The organism is Hydrogenophaga sp. L310, from assembly GCF_055703065.1.
Map to the genome: position 1 here is coordinate 41934 of NZ_JBVPZA010000016.1, position 18256 is coordinate 60189.

Genomic DNA, 18256 nt, shown 5'->3' on the forward strand with positions numbered 1-18256 from the left:
ATGCGGTGGAACCGGCTTCGCCGGGCCACTCGCATCGCCCCCTCGGGGGGTGACGCGAAGCGGCGCGGGGGGTGCATCAATTGGGCACTTTGCCTTCCACACCCTTCACATAGAACTTCACGCCGCCCAGGAACGCGTCGTCAGCGACCACGTCCTTGGCCAGCACTTCCTTGCCCGCCTGGTCCATGAGCGGACCCTTCCAGATCGCGAAACTGCCGTCTTTCAGACCGGCCTTGATTTCGTCGATCCTGGCCTTGGCTTCGGCCGGCACGTCTTCGGCGATGGACACCATGTCGATCGCGCCTTCCTTGTGCCCCCACCACACGCCGCCGGTGCTCCAGGTGCCTTCCAGCGCGTCCTTGGTGGACTTGATGTAGTACGGCGCCCAGTTGATCACGGCCGAACCCAGGTGGGCCTTGGGGCCGTAGGCGGTCATGTCGGAATCCCAGCCGAAGGCACGCTTGCCCATCTTCTCGGCGGTCTGCAGCACGGCCGAGGAGTCGGTGTTCTGCATCAGCACGTCGGCGCCGCCGTTGATCAGCGAGGTGGCCGCTTCGGTTTCCTTTGGTGGATCAAACCAGCTGTTGATCCAGACCACCTTGGTGCTGACCTTGGGGTTGACCGACTGCGCACCCAGCGTGAAGCTGTTGATGTTGCGGATCACCTCGGGAATCGGAATCGAGGCCACCACGCCCAGCGTGTTGGTCTTGGTCATGGAACCGGCGATCACGCCGGCCATGTAGGCGCCTTCGTAGGTGCGGCTGTCGTAGGTGCGCAGGTTGGCGGCCGTCTTGTAGCCGGTGGCGTGCTCGAACTTCACGTCGGCGAAGTCGGGCGCGACCTTGAGCATGGGCTCCATGTAGCCAAAGGTGGTGCCGAAGATCAGCTTGTTGCCCTGGCTGGCCAGGTCGCGGATCACGCGCTCGGCGTCAGCGCTCTCGGGCACGTTCTCCACGAAGCTGGTCACCACCTTGTCGCCGAACTCGGCCTCGACGGCCTTGCGGCCGTTGTCGTGCGCGAAGGTCCAGCCACCGTCACCCACCGGGCCGACGTAGGCAAACGCGATCTTCAGCGGCTCGGCCTTGGGCGCCTCGACCACGGCAGGTGCGGGCGCCGGCGCGGGTGCGGCTTCTTCCTTCTTGCCGCAGCCGATCAGCGCAGCGCTGGCCACCGCGGTCAACGCGGCGAGCTTCATCAGGGAACGTTTGCTCAGGTCAGTCATGGAAACCTCTTTGTTGGGAGAGTTGGTGGTAACGGAAACAGTGACAAAAACCGAAAAAAGATTATGCGCCGGGATAAAAGGGCTTCCCGATCGACGAAGGCATGTTGATGCGGATCCAGGTCGGGTTGCGCGAGATCAGCACCAGCACCACGATGGTGGCCAGGTAGGGCATCATGGTCAGGAACTGGCTGGGCACATTCACACCGACACCCTGCAGGTGGAACTGCAACATGGTCACGCCACCGAACAGGTAGGCACCAAGCAACACCCGTGCCGGGCGCCAGGTGGCGAAGGTGGTGAGCGCCAGCGCGATCCAGCCCTTGCCGGCGATCATGCCCTCGACCCACAGCGGCGTGTAGATGGTCGACACATAGGCGCCGGCCAGCCCGCAGAGCGCACCCCCGGCCATCACCGCCATCAGGCGGATGCGGCGCACCGGGTAGCCCAGCGCGTGGGCCGACTCCGGGCTTTCGCCCACGCTGCGCAGCACCAGTCCGGCGCGTGTGCGGTAGAGGAACCAGATCAGGCCGAACACGATGCCGATGCAGACGTAGACCATGGGGTGGTGGCGGAACAGCGCCGGGCCCAGCAGCGGGATGTCGCTCAACACGGGAATGTTGAACTGCATCTGCTCGGGCAGTTTCTCCTGCACGTAACGGCTACCCGCAAAGGCGGAGAACCCCGCACCGAACAGCGACAGCGCCAGGCCGGTCGCGTACTGGTTGGTGTTGAGCCAGATCACCAGGCCGCCGAAGATCGCCGCCAGCAACGCGCCCGCCGCCATGCCCGCGGCAAAGCCGGCCAGCGTGCTGCCGGTGTGCACCACGGTGGCGAAACCGGCCAGCGCGGCACAGAGCATCATGCCCTCGGCCCCGAGGTTGACGATACCGGCCTTTTCGTTGATCAGCAGGCCCAGCGAAGCGATGGCCAGCACGGTGCCCGCGTTGAGCGATGCGCCAATGAGAAGAGCGATGGATTCCATCATTTACTCCACTTGATGCGATAAGCGATCAGCGTGTCACAGGCCAGCAGCGCAAACAGCAGCAAGCCCTGGAACACGCCGGTGATGGACTTCGGCAGGCCCAGGCGCGACTGCGCCAGCTCACCGCCGATGTAGAACATGCTCATCAGGATGGCCGAGAACACGATGCCCACCGGGTGCAGGCGCCCGACAAAGGCCACGATGATGGCTGCGAAGCCGTAACCCGCCGGCACATAGGGCGTGAGCTGCCCAATGGGGCCGGCCACTTCCAGCGCACCGGCCAGACCGGCGGCACCACCCGAAGTGAGCAGCGCGATCCACAGCGCCTTGCGCGAGGAAAAGCCCGCGTAGCGCGCGGCCGCCGGCGCCAGGCCACCCACCAGCTGGCCGTAGCCCGCGTAGGTGCGGAACAGGAAGACCCAGACCGCGGCCACGCCGGCCAGCGCCAGCAGCAGACCGATGTTGACGCGCGAACCCTGCATCAGCTTGGGGATCTGCGTGACCGACTCGAAGGTCTTGGTCTGCGGAAAGTTGTAGCCCAGCGGGTCTTTCCAGGGGCCGTAGACCAGGAAGTTGAGCACCTGGATCGCCACATAGACCAGCATCAGGCTGACCAGGATTTCGTTGGCATTGAAACGGTCGCGCAGCAACGCCACGATGCCCGCCCAGACCATGCCGCCGACGATGCCTGCGACGATGATGGCCGGGACGATCCAGGGCCCGGTGGTCTTGTCGGCCGTCAGCGCCACACCCGCGGCGAAGATGGCGCCAATCAGGTACTGGCCCTCGGCGCCGATGTTCCACACGTTGGAGCGGAAACACACCGCCAGCCCGAGCGCGATGATCAGCAGGGGTGTGGCCTTGACCATCAGCTCCGACAACGCATAGGTGTTCTTGATGGGCTCCCAGAAGAACACCTGCAGGCCGCGCACCGGGTCTTTGCCGAGCACCGCAAACAGGATCACGCCGATCACCACCGTGATGGCCAGGGCCAGCAAAGGCGAGGCGTAGCCCCAGCGCGCCGAGGGCTGGGGACGGACTTCAAGCCGCAGCATGGGCGGTCTCCTCATTCTTGTTGTTGTCCGGTGCGCCCTGGGCATCCCACAGACCCGACATCCATTCGCCGATGTGCTCGATGGTGGCGTCGGCCCGGTCCAGGCTGGGCGAGAGCCGCCCCTTGGCGATCACGTGCAGGCGGTCGCTGATCTCGAACAGCTCGTCCAGCTCTTCGCTCACCACCAGCACCGCACAACCGGCATCGCGCAGCGCCAGGATCTCGCCGCGGATCTGCGCCGAGGCGCCCACGTCCACGCCCCAGGTGGGCTGGCTCACGATCAGCAACTTCGGTTTGGCCTCGATCTCTCGGCCGACGATGAATTTCTGCAGGTTGCCGCCCGAGAGCGATTTGGCCGCCGCATCCGGCCCGTTGGCCTTGACGTTGTAGCGCTGGATGATGCCGGCCGCCTGGGTCTTGAGCACACCCAGCTTGAGCCAGCCGCCCGCACCCAGCGCGTCGCTCCGCGTCAACAACAGGTTGTGCGCCAGCGAGAGCGTGGGCACGGCGCCGCGGCCCAGGCGTTCCTCGGGCACAAAATGCAGGCCCAGGGCGCGGCGCTTGCCCGGCCCGTGGTGCGAAGCGTCCTTGCCCGTCACCCGGATGCTTCCCGCCGGCGCGCGGCGGTCTTCACCCGAGAGCGCAAACAGCAGTTCGCTCTGGCCGTTGCCCGACACACCCGCGATGCCCACCACCTCGCCGCTGCGCACGGTGAGCGCAACGTCGGCCAGATCGGTCCCGAAGGGATCGTCGCTCGCCAGCGTCAGGCCTTGCACCTCCAGCACTGCGGCGCCGGCGTTGAGCGCGCGCACCTCCAGTGCGGGCGGTTCGGCGCCGATCATCAGGCGCGAGAGCGAGGCGTTGCTTTCTTCGCGCGGGTCGCACACGCCGGTGACCTTGCCGCCACGCAGCACGGTGCAGGCGGTGCAAAGTTCGCGGATTTCGTGCAGCTTGTGGCTGATATAGAGAATGCTGCAGCCCTCGGCGGCCAGCTTGTTGAGCACGACGAAGAGCTTTTCCACCGCCTGCGGCGTGAGCACCGACGTGGGCTCATCCAGGATCAGCAGCTGCGGGTTGGTCAGCAGCGCGCGGATGATCTCCACCCGCTGCATCTCGCCCACGCTGAGCGTGTGCACCGGGCGCTTGGGGTCGATGTCCAGGCCGTACTGGGAAGCGGTGACGTCGATGCTGGCGCTGACCTCGGCGAGCGTGAGCGATTTGTCCAGCCCGAGCCAGACGTTTTCGGCCACGGTCAGCGTGTCGAACAGGCTGAAGTGCTGGAACACCATGCTGATGCCCAGCGCACGCGCTTCCTGCGGGTTGCGCACGTGCACCGGCTGGCCGTTGAACATGACCGCGCCTTCATCGGGCTTGACCGAGCCGTAGATGATCTTCATCAGCGTGGACTTGCCGGCGCCGTTTTCGCCCAGCACGGCGTGGATCTGGCCCGGCGCCACGCTGAGCGAGACGCCGTTGTTGGCCACCACGCCGGGGTAACGTTTGGTGATGCCGGTGAGTTGCAGTCGTGGCGTGGTCACGGGTTCTCCTCTTGGGGTGTTCGGGCCGCGTCGTCGTCCGGGCGGCGCAGCGAAGCCGCCACGCCCTTGATCTGCTCACGCAGCCAGCGCCCGGCGCTGGAAGCGTGGGTGCGTTCGTGCCAGAGCTGGTAATACATCATGCGGGGGAACTCCACCGGACACGCCAGCACCTGCACCGGCAGCACGCCGGTGTAGCGCTCGCAGTACTGGCGCCCGGTGGTCAGCACCAGCAGGCTGCCCGCCACCATGGCCGGAATGAGCCCGAAATGCGGGCAGCGCGCGGTGATGTTGCGCACCAGGCCCTTGGCGGCCAGGTGGTCGTCGATCACGCCGCGCGCGCCGGGGTGGGTGGGCGTGGGCGCGATGTGTTCGGCGCTGAGCCAGGCCTCCACGTCCCAGCCACGGCGCACCGCCGGGTGCTGGTTCGACACCAGGCACACCACCTCGTCGCCAAACAACCGGCCCAGGTGCAGGTCGCCGGGGGGCAGCGGCCAGTTGCCGATCACCACGTCGAAGTCGCCCTGGGCGAGGTGGTGGCGGTAGTCGGAGTCGGCCGAGAGCGGGTGGATATCGATCGGGCACTGCGGCGCCAGGCTCTTGATCTGGGCCACCAGTTGGGGCAGGAACAGCGGGTCCAGGTAGTCGCTGGCGGCCAGGCTGAAGGTGTGGTGGGCGGTGGCGGGGTCGAAACTGCGGGCGTCGGAAAACAGCACCTCGGCGCTGCGCAGGATGTCGGCCGCCGGCTCGATCATGCGCAACCCGGCCACCGTGGGCACCATGCCGGAGCCCGAGCGCACCAAAAGCGGGTCGCCAGCGAGTTCGCGCAAGCGCTTGAGCGACGCACTGACCGCCGGCTGGTACATGCCCAGCCGCAGCGCCGCACGCGACACGCTGCGCTCGGTGAGCACGGTGTAGAGCACGCGGATCAGGTGCAGGTCAATCTTGTCGAACATGGACACGTATTTCATACCCTGAGGCTATGCGTGTGGATGGTGGTTTGGGCATTCTTCCCATATGCCTGAGCATATGTTGTGCCATGGGGTGGGCGCTATGCTGGCGCGCATGAATTCAAAAATCTCCGCACAAACCCTGAGATTCGTGCGCCGCGGCCAGACCGTGGCGCTCGGCAATGTAGCACCCGACCGCACCCTGCTGGAGGTGCTGCGCGAGGACCTGCAGCTCACCGCCACCAAGGAGGGCTGCGGCGAAGGCGACTGCGGCGCCTGCACCGTGGTGCTGGCGCAGGCCGTCAACGGGAAGCTGCAATACCAGGCCATCAACAGCTGCATCCGGCTGGCGCATTCGGTGGACGGCATGGCGGTGTTCACGGCCGAGGACCTGTCTGCCCCCACGCTCAAGGCGGGCGCATCCCCCGACCTGCATCCCTGCCAGGAAGCCCTGGTGCAGTGCCACGGCAGCCAGTGCGGCTTCTGCACGCCGGGCTTCGTCATGAGCCTGTTCGGCATGTACCAGAACAACCAGAACGGTCAGGCGATTTCCCGCGAACAAGCCCAGGTCGATCTCTCGGGCAACCTCTGCCGCTGCACCGGCTACCGCCCCATCCTCGACGCTGCTGAAAAAATGGGCAGTTTGCCGCTGCCCGCCGGCTGTGGCGTGGACGAAGCGGCCACCGTCGCCGCCCTCAAGGCGCTGAAGCCGAAACAGAACGGCGATGAAAGTTACCTGCGCCCCACCTCCCTGGCCGCTCTGCTGCAGGCCCGCTCTGCTCACCCCAGGGCGCAGGTCGTGGCCGGGTGCACCGACGTGGGCCTCTGGGTCACCAAGCTGCACAAGCGCTTCGAGCGCGTGCTGGACGTGACCGCGGCGCGCGAATTGCAGCGCGTGGAAACCTACCCGCACCACATCGCCATCGGCGCCGCCGTCTCGCTGACCGACGCCTTTGCCGCGCTGGTGAAGGAACGCCCCCAGCTCAAGACCTTCTCGCAACGGTTCGCCGGCCTGCCGGTGCGCAACTCGGGCACGCTGGGCGGTAACGTGGCGAACGGCTCACCCATCGGCGACGCCATGCCGCTGTTGATTGCACTCGGCGCCAGCGTGGTGCTGATGCGCTGGAAGAAGACCGCCGCCGGCGGCGAGATCGCCCATCGCGAGCTGCGGCTGGAGGACCTGTACACCGGCTACCGGACGAATGTGATGCGGTCGGACGAGCTGCTGTGCTGGATCAAGGTGCCGCGGCCCACGGGGCATGGGCTGGAAATGGTCTACAAGATCAGCAAACGCTTCGACGACGACATCTCCGCCGTCTGCCTGGCGATCCAGATGACCCTGAAAGACGGCACCGTGCAACAGGTCTCCATCGGCGCGGGCGGCGTGGCCGCGACACCGGCCCGCGCGCGCCGGACGGAGGCTGCCCTGCTCGGCCAGCCCTGGAACGCCGACACCGTGATGGCCGCCGCCGCCGCGCTGCGCACCGAGTTCCAGCCCATCAGCGACATGCGCGCCAGCGCCGCCTACCGCCTGACCGTGCTGGGCAACCTGCTGCGGCGCTTCTGGCTGGAAAGCCAGGGCCTGCAACACATCAACCTGGAAAACCTCACCGCATCCGATCTGGAGGCCACGGCATGAACGCCCGCGACAAAAATTCAACCGAACCACCGGTGGTGACTTCTACCCGGGCGGATGCGGCAGCCCCTTCCGTTCGGGCTGAGCCTGTCGAAGCCCCCACCAGCCCTTCGACGGGCTCCGGGCGAACGGCATTGCGCGCCGCCGGCCAATCCCGTTTCCACGAAAGCGCCCGCGCCCAGGTGGCCGGCGCCGCCACCTACATCGACGACATCCCCGAGGTGCGTGGCACGCTGCACGCCGCGCCGGTCTGTTCGCCCGTGGCCCACGGCATCCTGCGCAAGCTCGACGCCTCCGCCGCGCTGGCCCTGCCCGGCGTGCGGGCGGTGATCGACGCCGGCGACATCCCCGGCGACACCACGCTCGCCGCCTTCGCGCACGACGAGCCGGTGTTCGCGCTCGACACGGTGATGTTCACCGGCCAGGTGATCGCGCTGGTGGTGGCCGACGACGTGATGACCGCGCGCCGCGCCGCGCGGCTCGTGAAGCTGGACATCGAACCCCTGCCCGCCGTGCTCAATGTGCACGAAGCCCATGCGCTGGAAAGTTATGTGCTGCCACCGGTGCAGGTGAGCCGCGGCGATGCGGGTGCCGCCCTGAAGCGCGCACCGCACCAGCTCGAAGGCCGCTTCGAAGTCGGCGGCCAGGAACACTTCTACCTCGAAGGCCAGGTCGCCTACGTGCTGCCGCTGGAGCAGAACCAGTGGTGGGTCTACACCAGCACCCAGCACCCCGGCGAGGTGCAGCACTGGGTCTCACATGCGCTGGGCATTGCCAACAACGCCGTCACGGTCGAGTGTCGGCGCATGGGCGGCGGCTTCGGGGGCAAGGAGACGCAGGCCGGCCACCTGGCCGTGTGGGCCGCCATCGCCGCCAACCAGCTGAAGTGCCCGGTCAAGCTGCGGCTGGACCGCGACGACGATTTCATGATCACCGGCAAGCGCCACCCGTTCGCCTACCACTACCGAGTGGGTTTCGACGACTCCGGCCTGCTCTGCGGCCTGGAGCTGGAAATGCTGGCCAATTGCGGCTTCAGCGCCGACCTTTCCGGCCCGGTGGCCGACCGCGCCATCTTCCACGCCGACAACGCCTACTTCCTTGAAGACGTCGCCGTGGCCAGCTACCGCTGCAAGACCAACACACAGAGCCACACCGCCTTCCGCGGCTTCGGCGGCCCGCAAGGCGTGATCGTGATCGAGCGCATTCTGGGCGACATCGCGCGAACGCTGGGCCTGGACCCGCTGGACGTGCGGCTGCGCAACCTGTACGGCATCACGGAGCGCAACGTCACGCACTACCAGATGCAGGTGGAAGACAACATCCTCGACCCGCTGATCAACACCCTGGTGCTCACCAGTGGCTACCGCGAACGCCGGGAACAGATCGCCGCGTGGAACGCCAGCAGCCCCGTCATCAAGAAAGGCCTGGCGCTCACACCGGTCAAGTTCGGCATCAGCTTCACCGCCACGCTGTTCAACCAGGCCGGCGCGCTGGTGCACGTGTACACCGACGGCAGTGTGCAAGTGAACCACGGCGGCACCGAGATGGGCCAGGGCCTGAACACCAAGGTGGCGCAGATCGTGGCCGACGAACTCGGCGTGCCGTTCGAGCGCGTGCTGGCCACCGCCAGCGACACCAGCAAGGTGCCCAACGCCAGCGCCACCGCAGCCTCCAGCGGCACCGACCTGAACGGCCGCGCGGCGCAGTTCGCCGCCCGCCATGTGCGCGACAACCTCGCCGCCTTCGTGGCCGGTCTCGACGGCTGCGGCGCGGGTGCCGTGCGCTTCGAAGGCGGCCAGGTCATCACCGACAAGAGCACACGCCGCTGGGAAGACGTGGTGGGCGCGGCCTACGCCAACCGCATCCAGCTCTGGAGCGACGGCTTCTACCGCACGCCCAAGATCCACTACGACAAGACCACGCTCACCGGCCGGCCGTTCTACTACTTCGCCTACGGCGCGGCGGTGAGCGAAGTCGCCATCGACACGCTCACCGGCGAGTACCGCGTGCTGAAGGTGGACATCCTGCACGACGTCGGCCGCAGCATCAACCCGGCGATCGACATCGGCCAGATCGAAGGCGGCTTCATCCAGGGCATGGGCTGGCTCACCACCGAACAGCTGGTGTGGAACGGCAAAGGCTATCTGCAGACCCACGCCCCCAGCACCTACAAGATCCCCGCCACCGGCGACGTGCCCGCGCATTTCAAGGTCGAGCTCTGGCCCGAAGCCAACCGCGAAGACAACGTGCACGGCAGCAAGGCGGTGGGCGAACCCCCGTTCATGCTGGCCATCAGCGTGTACGAGGCGCTGCGGGACGCGGTGGCGCAGGCGGGCGGTGACCCCCTGCTGGTGAACGCACCGGCCACGGCCGAAGAGGTGTTGCGCGCGCTGGGCGCCTGAAGGCCTGCGCAGGAAAACTCAGGTTGGCCCGGGCTCTGATCCCAGCAGCCGTTGCGCCCCGTTTTCGGCCTCGATGTCCCGATCAAAAACCGGCAGGCCGATCTGGTTCATGACCGGTCTGAATGCCCGGGCCACCACAGGCTCGAGCGCGGCCAGTGCGGTCGCGACATGCCAGGAGGCCTCCTCCCGGTCCGGACCGTTCACCACCCGGTAGACGAGCCCCCATTCCAGCGCCGGCTGGACATCCAACGCCTCGCAGAGAAAAAGCAGCAAACGCGCGCAGAAAGCGCGCCCCTTGCCGCGCAGTCGCACCACCCGGACACCCGGGTCTGCAGCCGCCGACCGCAAGGCATCGAGCAGGCGCAGTGCGAGATCGTTGTTGATCGCATTGAGCTTGCCGGGACGGTTCAGCGTCCGTGTCAGAACGCCATCGCGCAAGTCCGAAGTCAGCGTCTTGCTCGCTCCTCAGCCCCGCAGCACATCGCGACGCGCCCGGACCGCGTCTTCGAACGCGCCCAGCATCTCGTCGCAGGCCGCGTCGTCGAACGGCAGCGACAGGGTCACCAGCCCCCGCTGCGCCATGTAGACCCCGCGCTCCAGCAGGTCGAAGAACAACAGCTCCTTCAACCAGGTGTTGGACGGGGCCAGGTCCGCCGCGCAGCGCACCGGCCCGGTCATGCCGTGCAGGTTCATGACCGAGCCCAGGCCGGTGAACTGCGCCGCCACACCATGCGTCTGCAGCACGGTGTTCAGGCGCTCGCGCAGCCGGTCGCCACGCTGGTTGAGCGCGGCGAGCGCCTCCGGCGTCAGCACCTGCTGCAGGCCGGCCAGACCGGCGGCCATCGACAGCACGTTGTTGTTGAAGGTGCCCGCATGCGACAGGGCGTTCGCGCGGCGGGGGTCGAACTGCGCCATGCAGTCCACACGCCCGCCAAAGGCGCCGAAGGACAAGCCCCCGCCGAAGTACTTGCCGATCACCGTCAGGTCGGGGGTGATGCCCAGTTGCGCCTGCCGCCCGCCGATGGACAGGCGCGAGGTCTGCACCTCGTCGAACACCAGCAGGGCGCCACAGCCGCTGGCCAGCGCGCGCAGGCCGTGCAGGAACGCGGGTTCACCCGGAATGCAGCCGCCCGCTCCCAGCATGGGCTCGACGATGATCGCCGCCAGCGCCGGGCCGTGCTCGCGCACCAGCGCTTCCGCGGCGGCCAGATCGTTGTAGGGCGCCACCACGTATTCGTGGGGCACGTTGATCGGCGAGCCGCCCCGGCCGAAGCTCAGCAGCCCCCCGTGGTACGCCCCGTCGAACACCATGATCTTGGGCCGGGCGGTGAAAGCCTTGGCTGCGGCCAGCGCCAGCAGGCTGGCCTCCGTGCCGGAGTTGGTGAAACGCATCAGGGCCATCGACGGAAAACGCCGCTGGATCTCGGCCGCCAGCGCCACCTCGCGCCGGTTGTGGGACGACAGGCTCACGCCACCGGCCAGCGCATCGACGATGGCCTGCCGGATCGCGGCGTTCGAGTGGCCGTACAGCCCCGCGGTGAACTCGCCCAGGGCATCGAGGTAGCGGTGGCCGTCGGCGTCCCACAGGCGGGCGCCCTCTCCCCGCACCATGGTCAGTGGAAAGGGGGCGTGAAACAGCACGCTGCGCGTATTGCCCCCGGGCATGACGGTGGCCGCCTGGGCCAGCTGGCGCTCGCTGGCCGGGTTGCGTTCGCGGTAGCGCGCGCGGGCGGCTTCGAGGGTATCGATGAGGTTCATGGTCGCTCCTTCACACCGTTGCTTCCTGTACAGTGTACAAGGCGTTGTGAGGTTTTCAAACGCCGGTATCCTCGCACACCATGACCACCGTCCCGCCCGCTTCCGCTCCACCGAAACCCGGCGGCGGCCTCACCCGCGACGCCGTGCTGGCCGCCGCTTTGGCGCTGATCGACCGCAAAGGCGTGGCGGCTTTCAGTGTTCGTGATCTGGCGCGTGACCTGGGCGTGTACCCCACCGCCCTGTACTGGCACGTACCGGGTCGCAACGCCCTGATTGCCGGTGCCGTGGCGCTGGCCCTGGGCGACCTCAAGCCCGCGCGCCGGCCGGCCGACTGGGCCACGGGCGTGCGCTCGCTGTTCCGGCGCTACCGCAAGGCGGTGCGCGCGCACCCCGCCATCGCCCCGGTGCTCGGTGCCCAGCTGGTTTCCAACGAAAGCATGCCGTCCGAACTCGTCGAGCACATGCTGGCGCTGCTGGAGCGCGCGGGCTTTTCCGGCGACCGGCTGCGCCACGCCTACAACACGCTGGTCGCGGGCATGGTGGGCTTCGTCACACTGGAACTCGCGCCCCTGCCCGAAGAAGACCCCGAGGGCTGGGCCGCGGCGCACCGGCAACGCATGCAGGACGTGGACGCCCGGCAATGCCCCACGCTGGCACGCGAAATGCCCCATCTGGCGCGCGGCGCTTTCGTGGTGCGCGCATCCAGCGGCGTCGATCAGCCGCTGGAGCAGAGCTTCGAGTTCTGGACCGAGACGGTGATCCTGGGGCTGGCGGCCATGCGGGCCCGTTCGACCCCGGGTCCTGCGCAGACCACCTGAGTGTGGCAGCCGGGGCCGTGGGCTCGCCCCTAGAATGATTCGCATGAACGCGAACACCTCTCACCGACTCCAGATCGCCGTCATGGGCGCAGGCGCCGTCGGCTGTTACTACGGCGGCATGCTGGCACGCGCCGGCCACGCGGTCACGCTGATCGGCCGGCCCGCGCACGTGCAGGCCGTGACCGCGAACGGTCTGCGCATGCAGACGCTGAGCTTCGACGAAACCGTGCCCCTGTCCGCAAGCACCGGACCCTGTGCCGTGGCCGGGGCCGATGTGGTGCTGTTCGCCGTGAAGTCGCCCGACACCGAAAGCGCCGGCGAACAGATCCGGGCATCACTGGCACCGGGCGCGCTGGTGGTGTGCCTGCAGAACGGCGTGGACAATGCCGAGCGGCTGCGGCGGGTGTTGCCCGGTCAAGAGGTTGCGGCCGCCGTGGTCTATGTGGCCACCGAGATGGCCGGACCCGGCCACCTGCGGCACCACGGACGCGGCGAACTCGTGATCGAGCCTTCGTCGCGCAGCGCCGAGCTGGCGCAGGCGCTGGTCGCGGCCGGCGTACCCACCGCCATCTCCGACAACGTGCGCGGCGCGCTCTGGGCCAAGCTCATCCTCAACTGCGCCTACAACGCCCTCTCGGCCGTCGCGCGCCTGCCGTATGGCGAACTGGTGCAGCGCCCCGGCGTGCAGGGCGTGATGCGCGACGTGGTGGCCGAATGCCGCGCGGTGGCCGCGGCCGACGGCGTCACCCTGCCCGGCGACGTGGACACCGCCGTGCGCCGCATCGCCGAGACCATGCCTTCCCAATACTCCTCGACGGCGCAGGACCTGATGCGCGGCAAGCCGAGCGAGATCGACCACCTCAACGGCTACGTGGTGCGGCGCGGCGAAGCGCTGGAAGTGCCCGTGCCCGCGAACCGGGTACTGTGGACGCTGACGAAGCTGGTCGAAACCCCGGCTGCGGCGCAACCATTCACCCGGTCACTCTGACGAGCCTGTGGCTGTCAGCGACGCGGGGCAGATGGCGTTGCGCCGCCTCCGGAACTTCATGGCTTGATCGCCACCTTCAACACCCCATCGCGCTGGTTCGAAAACAGCTCGTAGGCGGCCACGATGTCCTCCAGCTTGAACTGGTGCGTCACCATCACGCCCAGGTCGATGCGGCCCGAGGCCACGACGTTCATCAGCCGGCGCATGCGCTCCTTGCCACCCGGGCACAGCGCGGTGACGATGCGGTGGTCGCCCAGTCCGGCGGCGAAGGCGCCCAGAGGAATGGTGAGGTCACTCGAATACACGCCCAGGCTGGACAAGGTGCCACCGGGTTTGAGCACGCGCAGGGCCGACTCGAAGGTGGACTGGGTACCCAGCGCCTCGATGGACGCATCCACGCCGCGCCCACCGGTGATCTTCATGATTTCGTCAACCACATCGCAATTCTTGAAGTTCAGCGTGAGATCGGCCCCCAGCTTCTTCGCGATGTCCAGGCGGTGATCGTTGCCGTCCACCGCGATGATGGTGGACGCGCCCAGCAGGCGCGCGCCCGCCGTGGCACACAGGCCGATGGGGCCTTGCGCAAACACCACCACGGTGTCGCCGATGCGGATGCGGGCGTTCTCCGCACCCTTGAAGCCGGTGGACATGATGTCGGGGCACATCAGCACCTGTTCATCGGTCAGGCCGTCGGGGATGGGCGCGAGGTTGGCCTGCGCATCGGGCACCAGCACGTACTCGGCCTGGGTGCCGTCGATCAGGTTGCCGAAGCGCCAGCCCGCTGTGGCCTTGAAACCATGGCAGCCACACAGGCCCTGGGGAATCAGGTAGCTGCCGTCTTGCGACGGCGCGCCATCCTGCGCCGCGTAGGAGTTGAAGTTGGGGCAGATGGCGCCGGCGATCACGCGCTGGCCTTCGGTGTAGCCCATCACGGCGCTGCCCAGCTTCTCGATCACGCCCACCGGCTCGTGGCCGATGGTCAGGCCTTTGGCGACCGGGTACTCCCCTTTGAGGATGTGCACGTCGGTGCCACAGATGGTGGTGGTCGTGATGCGGATCAGGGCGTCGTTGGGACCGACATCGGGGATGGGTTTGTCCACCACCTCGATGCGGTTCTTCTCGACAAAGACGGCTGCTTTCATCATGGTGGCCATGGGCACTCCTGTAACGGTTGAAAATCCGGCTCGGTGGTGTCAGTCACCACTGGCCTTCTGGAGCACAGCGTACAGCTCATCCTTGAGCTGCAGTTTTTCGCGTTTGAGCGTGTCGATCTCTGCGGGGGTGGCCATCTGAATGCCGTTTTCCATGTTCTGGATCTTCTGATCGAGTTCATTGTGCTGGTCGAACAGCCGCGTGAAGTGGAGGTCGGTGGTTTTGAGGCTCGTGATGAGGTCTCGGTACTCTGGAAACATCGGAGGGGTCCTTCGTGAAGCGCTGCCGGGAGGCGCAGGATCGCGCCGCGCCCAGGCTGGGCGGGATCGGGTAGCTTGGGCGATATGCGCCCGGTCATCTGTGCGCCAGCGCCCAGAGCACGGTGGGTGCTATCGGGTGAACGCCGTTGAACCGGGCCGCCCCGGCAGGGTCAGATGCGCCATCGCGGGCGCCATGTCCGACAGCAGATGCCCTTTGCGCCAGACCTTCAGCCGCGTGGCGCGCAGGCGGATCGCCTCGATCGGATCGCGTGCCTGCAGCAGCACGAAGCTCGCGTCGTTCCCGGTTTCGATGCCATAACCGGCCAGCCCCATCACCTTGGCGGCGTTCGTGGTCACGGCTTCAAAGCACTGGCGCATGCCGGCCTGGCTGGTCATCTGCGTCACGTGCAGGCCCATGTGGGCCACCTCCAGCATGTCGCCGCTGCCCAGCGAATACCAGGGGTCCATCACGCAGTCGTGGCCGAAGGCCACCGTCACACCAGCCGCCATGAGCTCGGGCACCCGCGTCATGCCACGCCGTTTGGGGTAGCTGTCGTGCCGGCCCTGCAGGGTGATGTTGATCAGCGGATTCGCCACCACGCTCACGCCGGCCTCGGCGATCAGCGGGATCAGCTTTGACGCGAAATAGTTGTCCATGCTGTGCATGGAGGTGAGGTGCGAGCCGTTGACGCGACCCTGGAGGCCGAGGCGCTGGGTCTCGTACGCCAGCGTTTCGATGTGGCGCGAGAGTGGGTCGTCGCTCTCGTCGCAGTGCATGTCCACCGGCAGGCCGCGCTCGGCCGCGAGTTCGCACAGCAGCTTCACGCTGGCCGCGCCGTCGGCCATGGTGCGCTCGAAGTGCGGGATGCCACCCACCACGTCCACGCCCAGGTCGAGCGCGCGTTTGAGGTTGTCGAGCCCGCCCGGAGAGCGCAACACGCCGTCCTGCGGAAAGGCCACCAGCTGCACGTCCAGGTAAGGCGCCATGCGCCGCTTCACCTCCAGCATCGCGCGCACCGGCAGCAGGCTGGGGTCGCTGGTGTCCACGTGGCTGCGGATGGCCAGCAGACCTTTGGCCACCGCCCAGTCCCCATAAGTCAGCGCGCGCTCCACCAGGGCTTCTTCGGTGAGCTGTGGTTTGAGCTCGCCCCACAGCGCGATACCTTCGAGCAGGGTGCCGCTCTGGTTGATCCGCGGCAGGCCGTAGCTGAGCGTCGCATCCATGTGGAAGTGCGGATCGCAGAACGGCGGCGAGAGCAGCTGGCCGGCCGCGTCCAGCGTTTGATGCGCCAGCGCCTGCAGTCCCTCGGTCACTTCAACGATGCGGCCGTCCCGCACGGCAACCGACATGTTGGAGCGGCCGTCGGGCAGGTTGGCGCGGGTGATCAGCAGATCGAGCATCGGTGTTCACCTCGGCGGCAGGGTTTCATCAGCGTCCGAGGATACGCTGCAGCGCAGCGCGCCGGTCGGCGGCACCTTCAGTAAAATCCTCGCCCCTGGTGACCCGCACAATGGCGGGCCGCCCTGACCTGGTCAAACAACCTCGAAGCACTCATGCACTATTCCGTCTCCCACCACAAACTCAAGCTCATCCTTGCGGCCCAAGGCATCAAGACCGGCGACGCCGGCGCCATCGACACGCTGTTCGGCGGCAAGGACGGCTACTACTGGTTTGGCACTTTGCGCGACATGTGCCCGGAAGGCAAGACCCTCTCGTGGGAAAACCAGTACGCCCTGGTCAACGCGATCCAGGCACACGAAAACGCCACCGCCGAGGAAGACGAAATGAAACCGCAAGTGCCCAGCGCGGCCAACATCGCCGCCTTGTCCAAGCTGCTCGCCGACCCGATCTGACCGGCTGGTCCTTCACCGAGCCCGGCACAGCCGCTGACCGCGGTCTATCGCTGGCGCAAGGCTTCGGCCAGTTCCCCGTCATGACCGTAGATATCGGGGTAGAAGTAAGGGCGACCCCGTTTCACCAGCGCCGTCCCATAGGCGATCAGAACCGGCACCGGCGTGCTGAGCCGGACGGCCTGCAACTGCCCCGAGGCCATGGCTTCGCGCACGCGATGCTCGCTCCATTGGGGCATGTCCTTCAACACGAACAGGGCCAGCTCCACCGGATGCTCGACGCGCACACAGCCGTGGCTGAAGTCGCGGCGCCCGCGGCCAAAAAGCTGCGCCGCGGGCGTGTGGTGCAGGTAGATGTGGTCGCGGTTCGGAAAGGAGAACTTGACCGCGCCGAGCGCATTCTTCAGCCCGGGACGCTGGCGGATGCGGGCACGACCCGCCAGCACATCGGCCAGCACCTCCGGGGTGACCTCGGTGCCGGTGCTGCCGTCTGCCAGGACAAACTCCATGTCCTCACGCGCCAGGTAAGCGGGGTCGCGCTGGAGCCTGGGGACGGTTTCGGTGCGCGCGATCGACGGGGGAATGTTCCAGAAAGGGCTGAACTCGATGGTGCGCATGTCTTCGGAGAACACAGGCGTGCGCGTGTCCATGGCCTTGCCGACGATGATTTTCATGGACTGCTGGACAACGATGCGACCCTCGCGGACTTCGTAGGCGCGCAGTACGAACTCCGGTATGTTGACCACGATCATGCGCGGGGCTTCGGTCAGCGGCGTCCAGCGCAGACGTTCCAGATTGAGGGCGATCTGCTGCGCCCGCTGGTCCGGTGTCACCTGCAGCGCGGCCCAGGTGTCCTTGCCGACCACACCGTCCACGTCCAGCCCATGGCGTTCCTGGAAGCGCTGGACCGCCTCCACCCAGACGCCCTCGTAGACCGCCGGGAGCGGCTCGTCAGCCGTCAGGTCATCCAGCAGCCGCAGCCGTTCGGCCAGCAGGGCCAGGCCGGCCCAGGACTGGCCTGGCGCCAGCTTGCCGGTCCGGCCCGGCTGGGGGTGGGCCGGGCGCGGCAACGCAGGCAGTTCCTGTTGCCAGGCGGGGTGGTCCACCAGCGCTCGCATCCGGGCCAGGACCTCGCGCAATGCTTCGTATTGCGGCAACTGCGGCGCGGCCTCGCGCACCAGTTCGGCCAGCCGCCCGGCTTGCAGGCCGTCGCGCAGCCGCGCAACCGAATCAAAGTCCGCGCGCACCGACGGCTTGAAGTGGTGGTCAATGTGCCGCGGGTCCAGCCGGCCCTGGTGCAGGTCGGTCAGGTAGCGCTGCAAGGTCGCGCTGAGGGTTTGTGCCAGCCGCTCCTGGGCAGCGTCATCCGGTGGCGGCCCTCGATGCGCCTCGCCCACCTGCCGGGCCAGCGTGTCGATCTCGTAGTCTTCGGCGATCAGTCCATGGCCGGGCGCTTCGGCCAGCAGGTCCAGAGCCTGCCAGGCCTGGGGTCCGGGCCGGCCCGATGCGAACCACAACGAAACCTCGGACGCCCAGGCGCCACCCGCGGCCAGGCCCAGCGCCAAAATCAGGCCGCGCAAGGCGCGATACACCGTGGGCATGCGGTCAAGCGCCCCGGCAGGCGTCGAGCGTCGGGCAGACACCGCTC

The 18256-nt window shown here is 67.5% G+C and carries 16 protein-coding genes; 5 read left to right on the plus strand and 11 right to left on the minus strand.

The window, feature by feature from the left end:
• Positions 1–76: 76 nt before the first annotated feature.
• The 5 genes from AC0GNO_RS20450 to AC0GNO_RS20470 all read right to left on the minus strand — a co-directional run bounded on the left by AC0GNO_RS20450 (position 77) and on the right by AC0GNO_RS20470 (position 5764).
• On the minus strand, positions 77–1222 hold the full coding sequence (locus tag AC0GNO_RS20450) for a BMP family ABC transporter substrate-binding protein (protein WP_472888407.1): 1146 nt from the start codon (positions 1220–1222) through the stop codon (positions 77–79).
• Positions 1223–1283: 61 nt separating this feature from the next.
• Positions 1284–2204, minus strand: a complete 921-nt coding sequence (locus tag AC0GNO_RS20455) for an ABC transporter permease (RefSeq protein WP_472905295.1) — start codon at positions 2202–2204, stop codon at positions 1284–1286.
• Positions 2204–3259: an ABC transporter permease gene (locus AC0GNO_RS20460; protein WP_472888409.1), complete on the minus strand. Its 1056-nt coding sequence runs from the start codon at positions 3257–3259 to the stop codon at positions 2204–2206. Before AC0GNO_RS20460 ends, AC0GNO_RS20455 begins: the two co-directional genes overlap by 1 nt.
• Entirely contained in the window at positions 3246–4796 is a 1551-nt protein-coding gene (locus tag AC0GNO_RS20465; RefSeq protein WP_472905296.1) for an ABC transporter ATP-binding protein, read from the minus strand. Before AC0GNO_RS20465 ends, AC0GNO_RS20460 begins: the two co-directional genes overlap by 14 nt.
• Positions 4793–5764 (minus strand): LysR family transcriptional regulator, encoded by a 972-nt coding sequence (locus AC0GNO_RS20470; RefSeq protein ID WP_472905297.1) that lies wholly within the window; start codon positions 5762–5764, stop codon positions 4793–4795. Before AC0GNO_RS20470 ends, AC0GNO_RS20465 begins: the two co-directional genes overlap by 4 nt.
• Before the next feature lie 94 nt (positions 5765–5858).
• Between AC0GNO_RS20470 and xdhA the strand changes: the two genes are divergently transcribed.
• Both xdhA and xdhB read left to right on the plus strand, forming a co-directional pair.
• On the plus strand, positions 5859–7382 hold the full coding sequence (gene xdhA / locus AC0GNO_RS20475) for a xanthine dehydrogenase small subunit (RefSeq protein WP_472905298.1): 1524 nt from the start codon (positions 5859–5861) through the stop codon (positions 7380–7382).
• Positions 7379–9781 (plus strand): xanthine dehydrogenase molybdopterin binding subunit, encoded by a 2403-nt coding sequence (xdhB, locus tag AC0GNO_RS20480; RefSeq protein WP_472905299.1) that lies wholly within the window; start codon positions 7379–7381, stop codon positions 9779–9781. The genes xdhA and xdhB overlap by 4 nt, the downstream gene beginning before the upstream one ends.
• An 18-nt stretch (positions 9782–9799) precedes the next feature.
• Here xdhB and AC0GNO_RS20485 read toward each other — a convergent pair whose 3' ends face one another.
• The gene (locus tag AC0GNO_RS20485; protein WP_472905300.1) at positions 9800–10219 is read right to left on the minus strand and encodes an enoyl-CoA hydratase-related protein; all 420 of its coding nucleotides are present in this window, start codon (positions 10217–10219) and stop codon (positions 9800–9802) included.
• A 27-nt stretch (positions 10220–10246) separates the two neighbouring features.
• The gene (locus AC0GNO_RS20490; RefSeq protein WP_472905301.1) at positions 10247–11539 is read right to left on the minus strand and encodes an aspartate aminotransferase family protein; all 1293 of its coding nucleotides are present in this window, start codon (positions 11537–11539) and stop codon (positions 10247–10249) included.
• A gap of 80 nt (positions 11540–11619) precedes the next feature.
• Here AC0GNO_RS20490 and AC0GNO_RS20495 point away from each other — a divergent pair, with 80 nt between their 5' ends.
• Together AC0GNO_RS20495 and AC0GNO_RS20500 are read left to right on the plus strand one after the other, a co-directional pair.
• On the plus strand, positions 11620–12357 hold the full coding sequence (locus AC0GNO_RS20495) for a TetR/AcrR family transcriptional regulator (protein ID WP_472905302.1): 738 nt from the start codon (positions 11620–11622) through the stop codon (positions 12355–12357).
• 43 nt (positions 12358–12400) lie between these two features.
• On the plus strand, positions 12401–13345 hold the full coding sequence (locus AC0GNO_RS20500; protein ID WP_472905303.1) for a ketopantoate reductase family protein: 945 nt from the start codon (positions 12401–12403) through the stop codon (positions 13343–13345).
• 56 nt (positions 13346–13401) lie between these two features.
• On the opposite strand, the gene AC0GNO_RS20505 is transcribed toward AC0GNO_RS20500, so the two are convergent.
• The 3 genes from AC0GNO_RS20505 to AC0GNO_RS20515 form a co-directional block, all read right to left on the minus strand.
• The gene (locus AC0GNO_RS20505; protein WP_472905304.1) at positions 13402–14499 is read right to left on the minus strand and encodes an NAD(P)-dependent alcohol dehydrogenase; all 1098 of its coding nucleotides are present in this window, start codon (positions 14497–14499) and stop codon (positions 13402–13404) included.
• Positions 14500–14538: 39 nt separating this feature from the next.
• Positions 14539–14757 (minus strand): YdcH family protein, encoded by a 219-nt coding sequence (locus AC0GNO_RS20510; protein ID WP_472888418.1) that lies wholly within the window; start codon positions 14755–14757, stop codon positions 14539–14541.
• Between the two features lie 129 nt (positions 14758–14886).
• Positions 14887–16158, minus strand: coding sequence for an amidohydrolase family protein (locus AC0GNO_RS20515; RefSeq protein WP_472905305.1), 1272 nt, complete (start codon positions 16156–16158; stop codon positions 14887–14889).
• Between the two features lie 153 nt (positions 16159–16311).
• Between AC0GNO_RS20515 and AC0GNO_RS20520 the strand changes: the two genes are divergently transcribed.
• The gene (locus AC0GNO_RS20520; RefSeq protein WP_472888420.1) at positions 16312–16611 is read left to right on the plus strand and encodes a hypothetical protein; all 300 of its coding nucleotides are present in this window, start codon (positions 16312–16314) and stop codon (positions 16609–16611) included.
• 44 nt (positions 16612–16655) lie between these two features.
• Here AC0GNO_RS20520 and AC0GNO_RS20525 read toward each other — a convergent pair whose 3' ends face one another.
• Positions 16656–18209, minus strand: coding sequence for a L,D-transpeptidase family protein (locus tag AC0GNO_RS20525; protein ID WP_472905306.1), 1554 nt, complete (start codon positions 18207–18209; stop codon positions 16656–16658).
• Between the last annotated feature and the right edge of the window lie 47 nt (positions 18210–18256).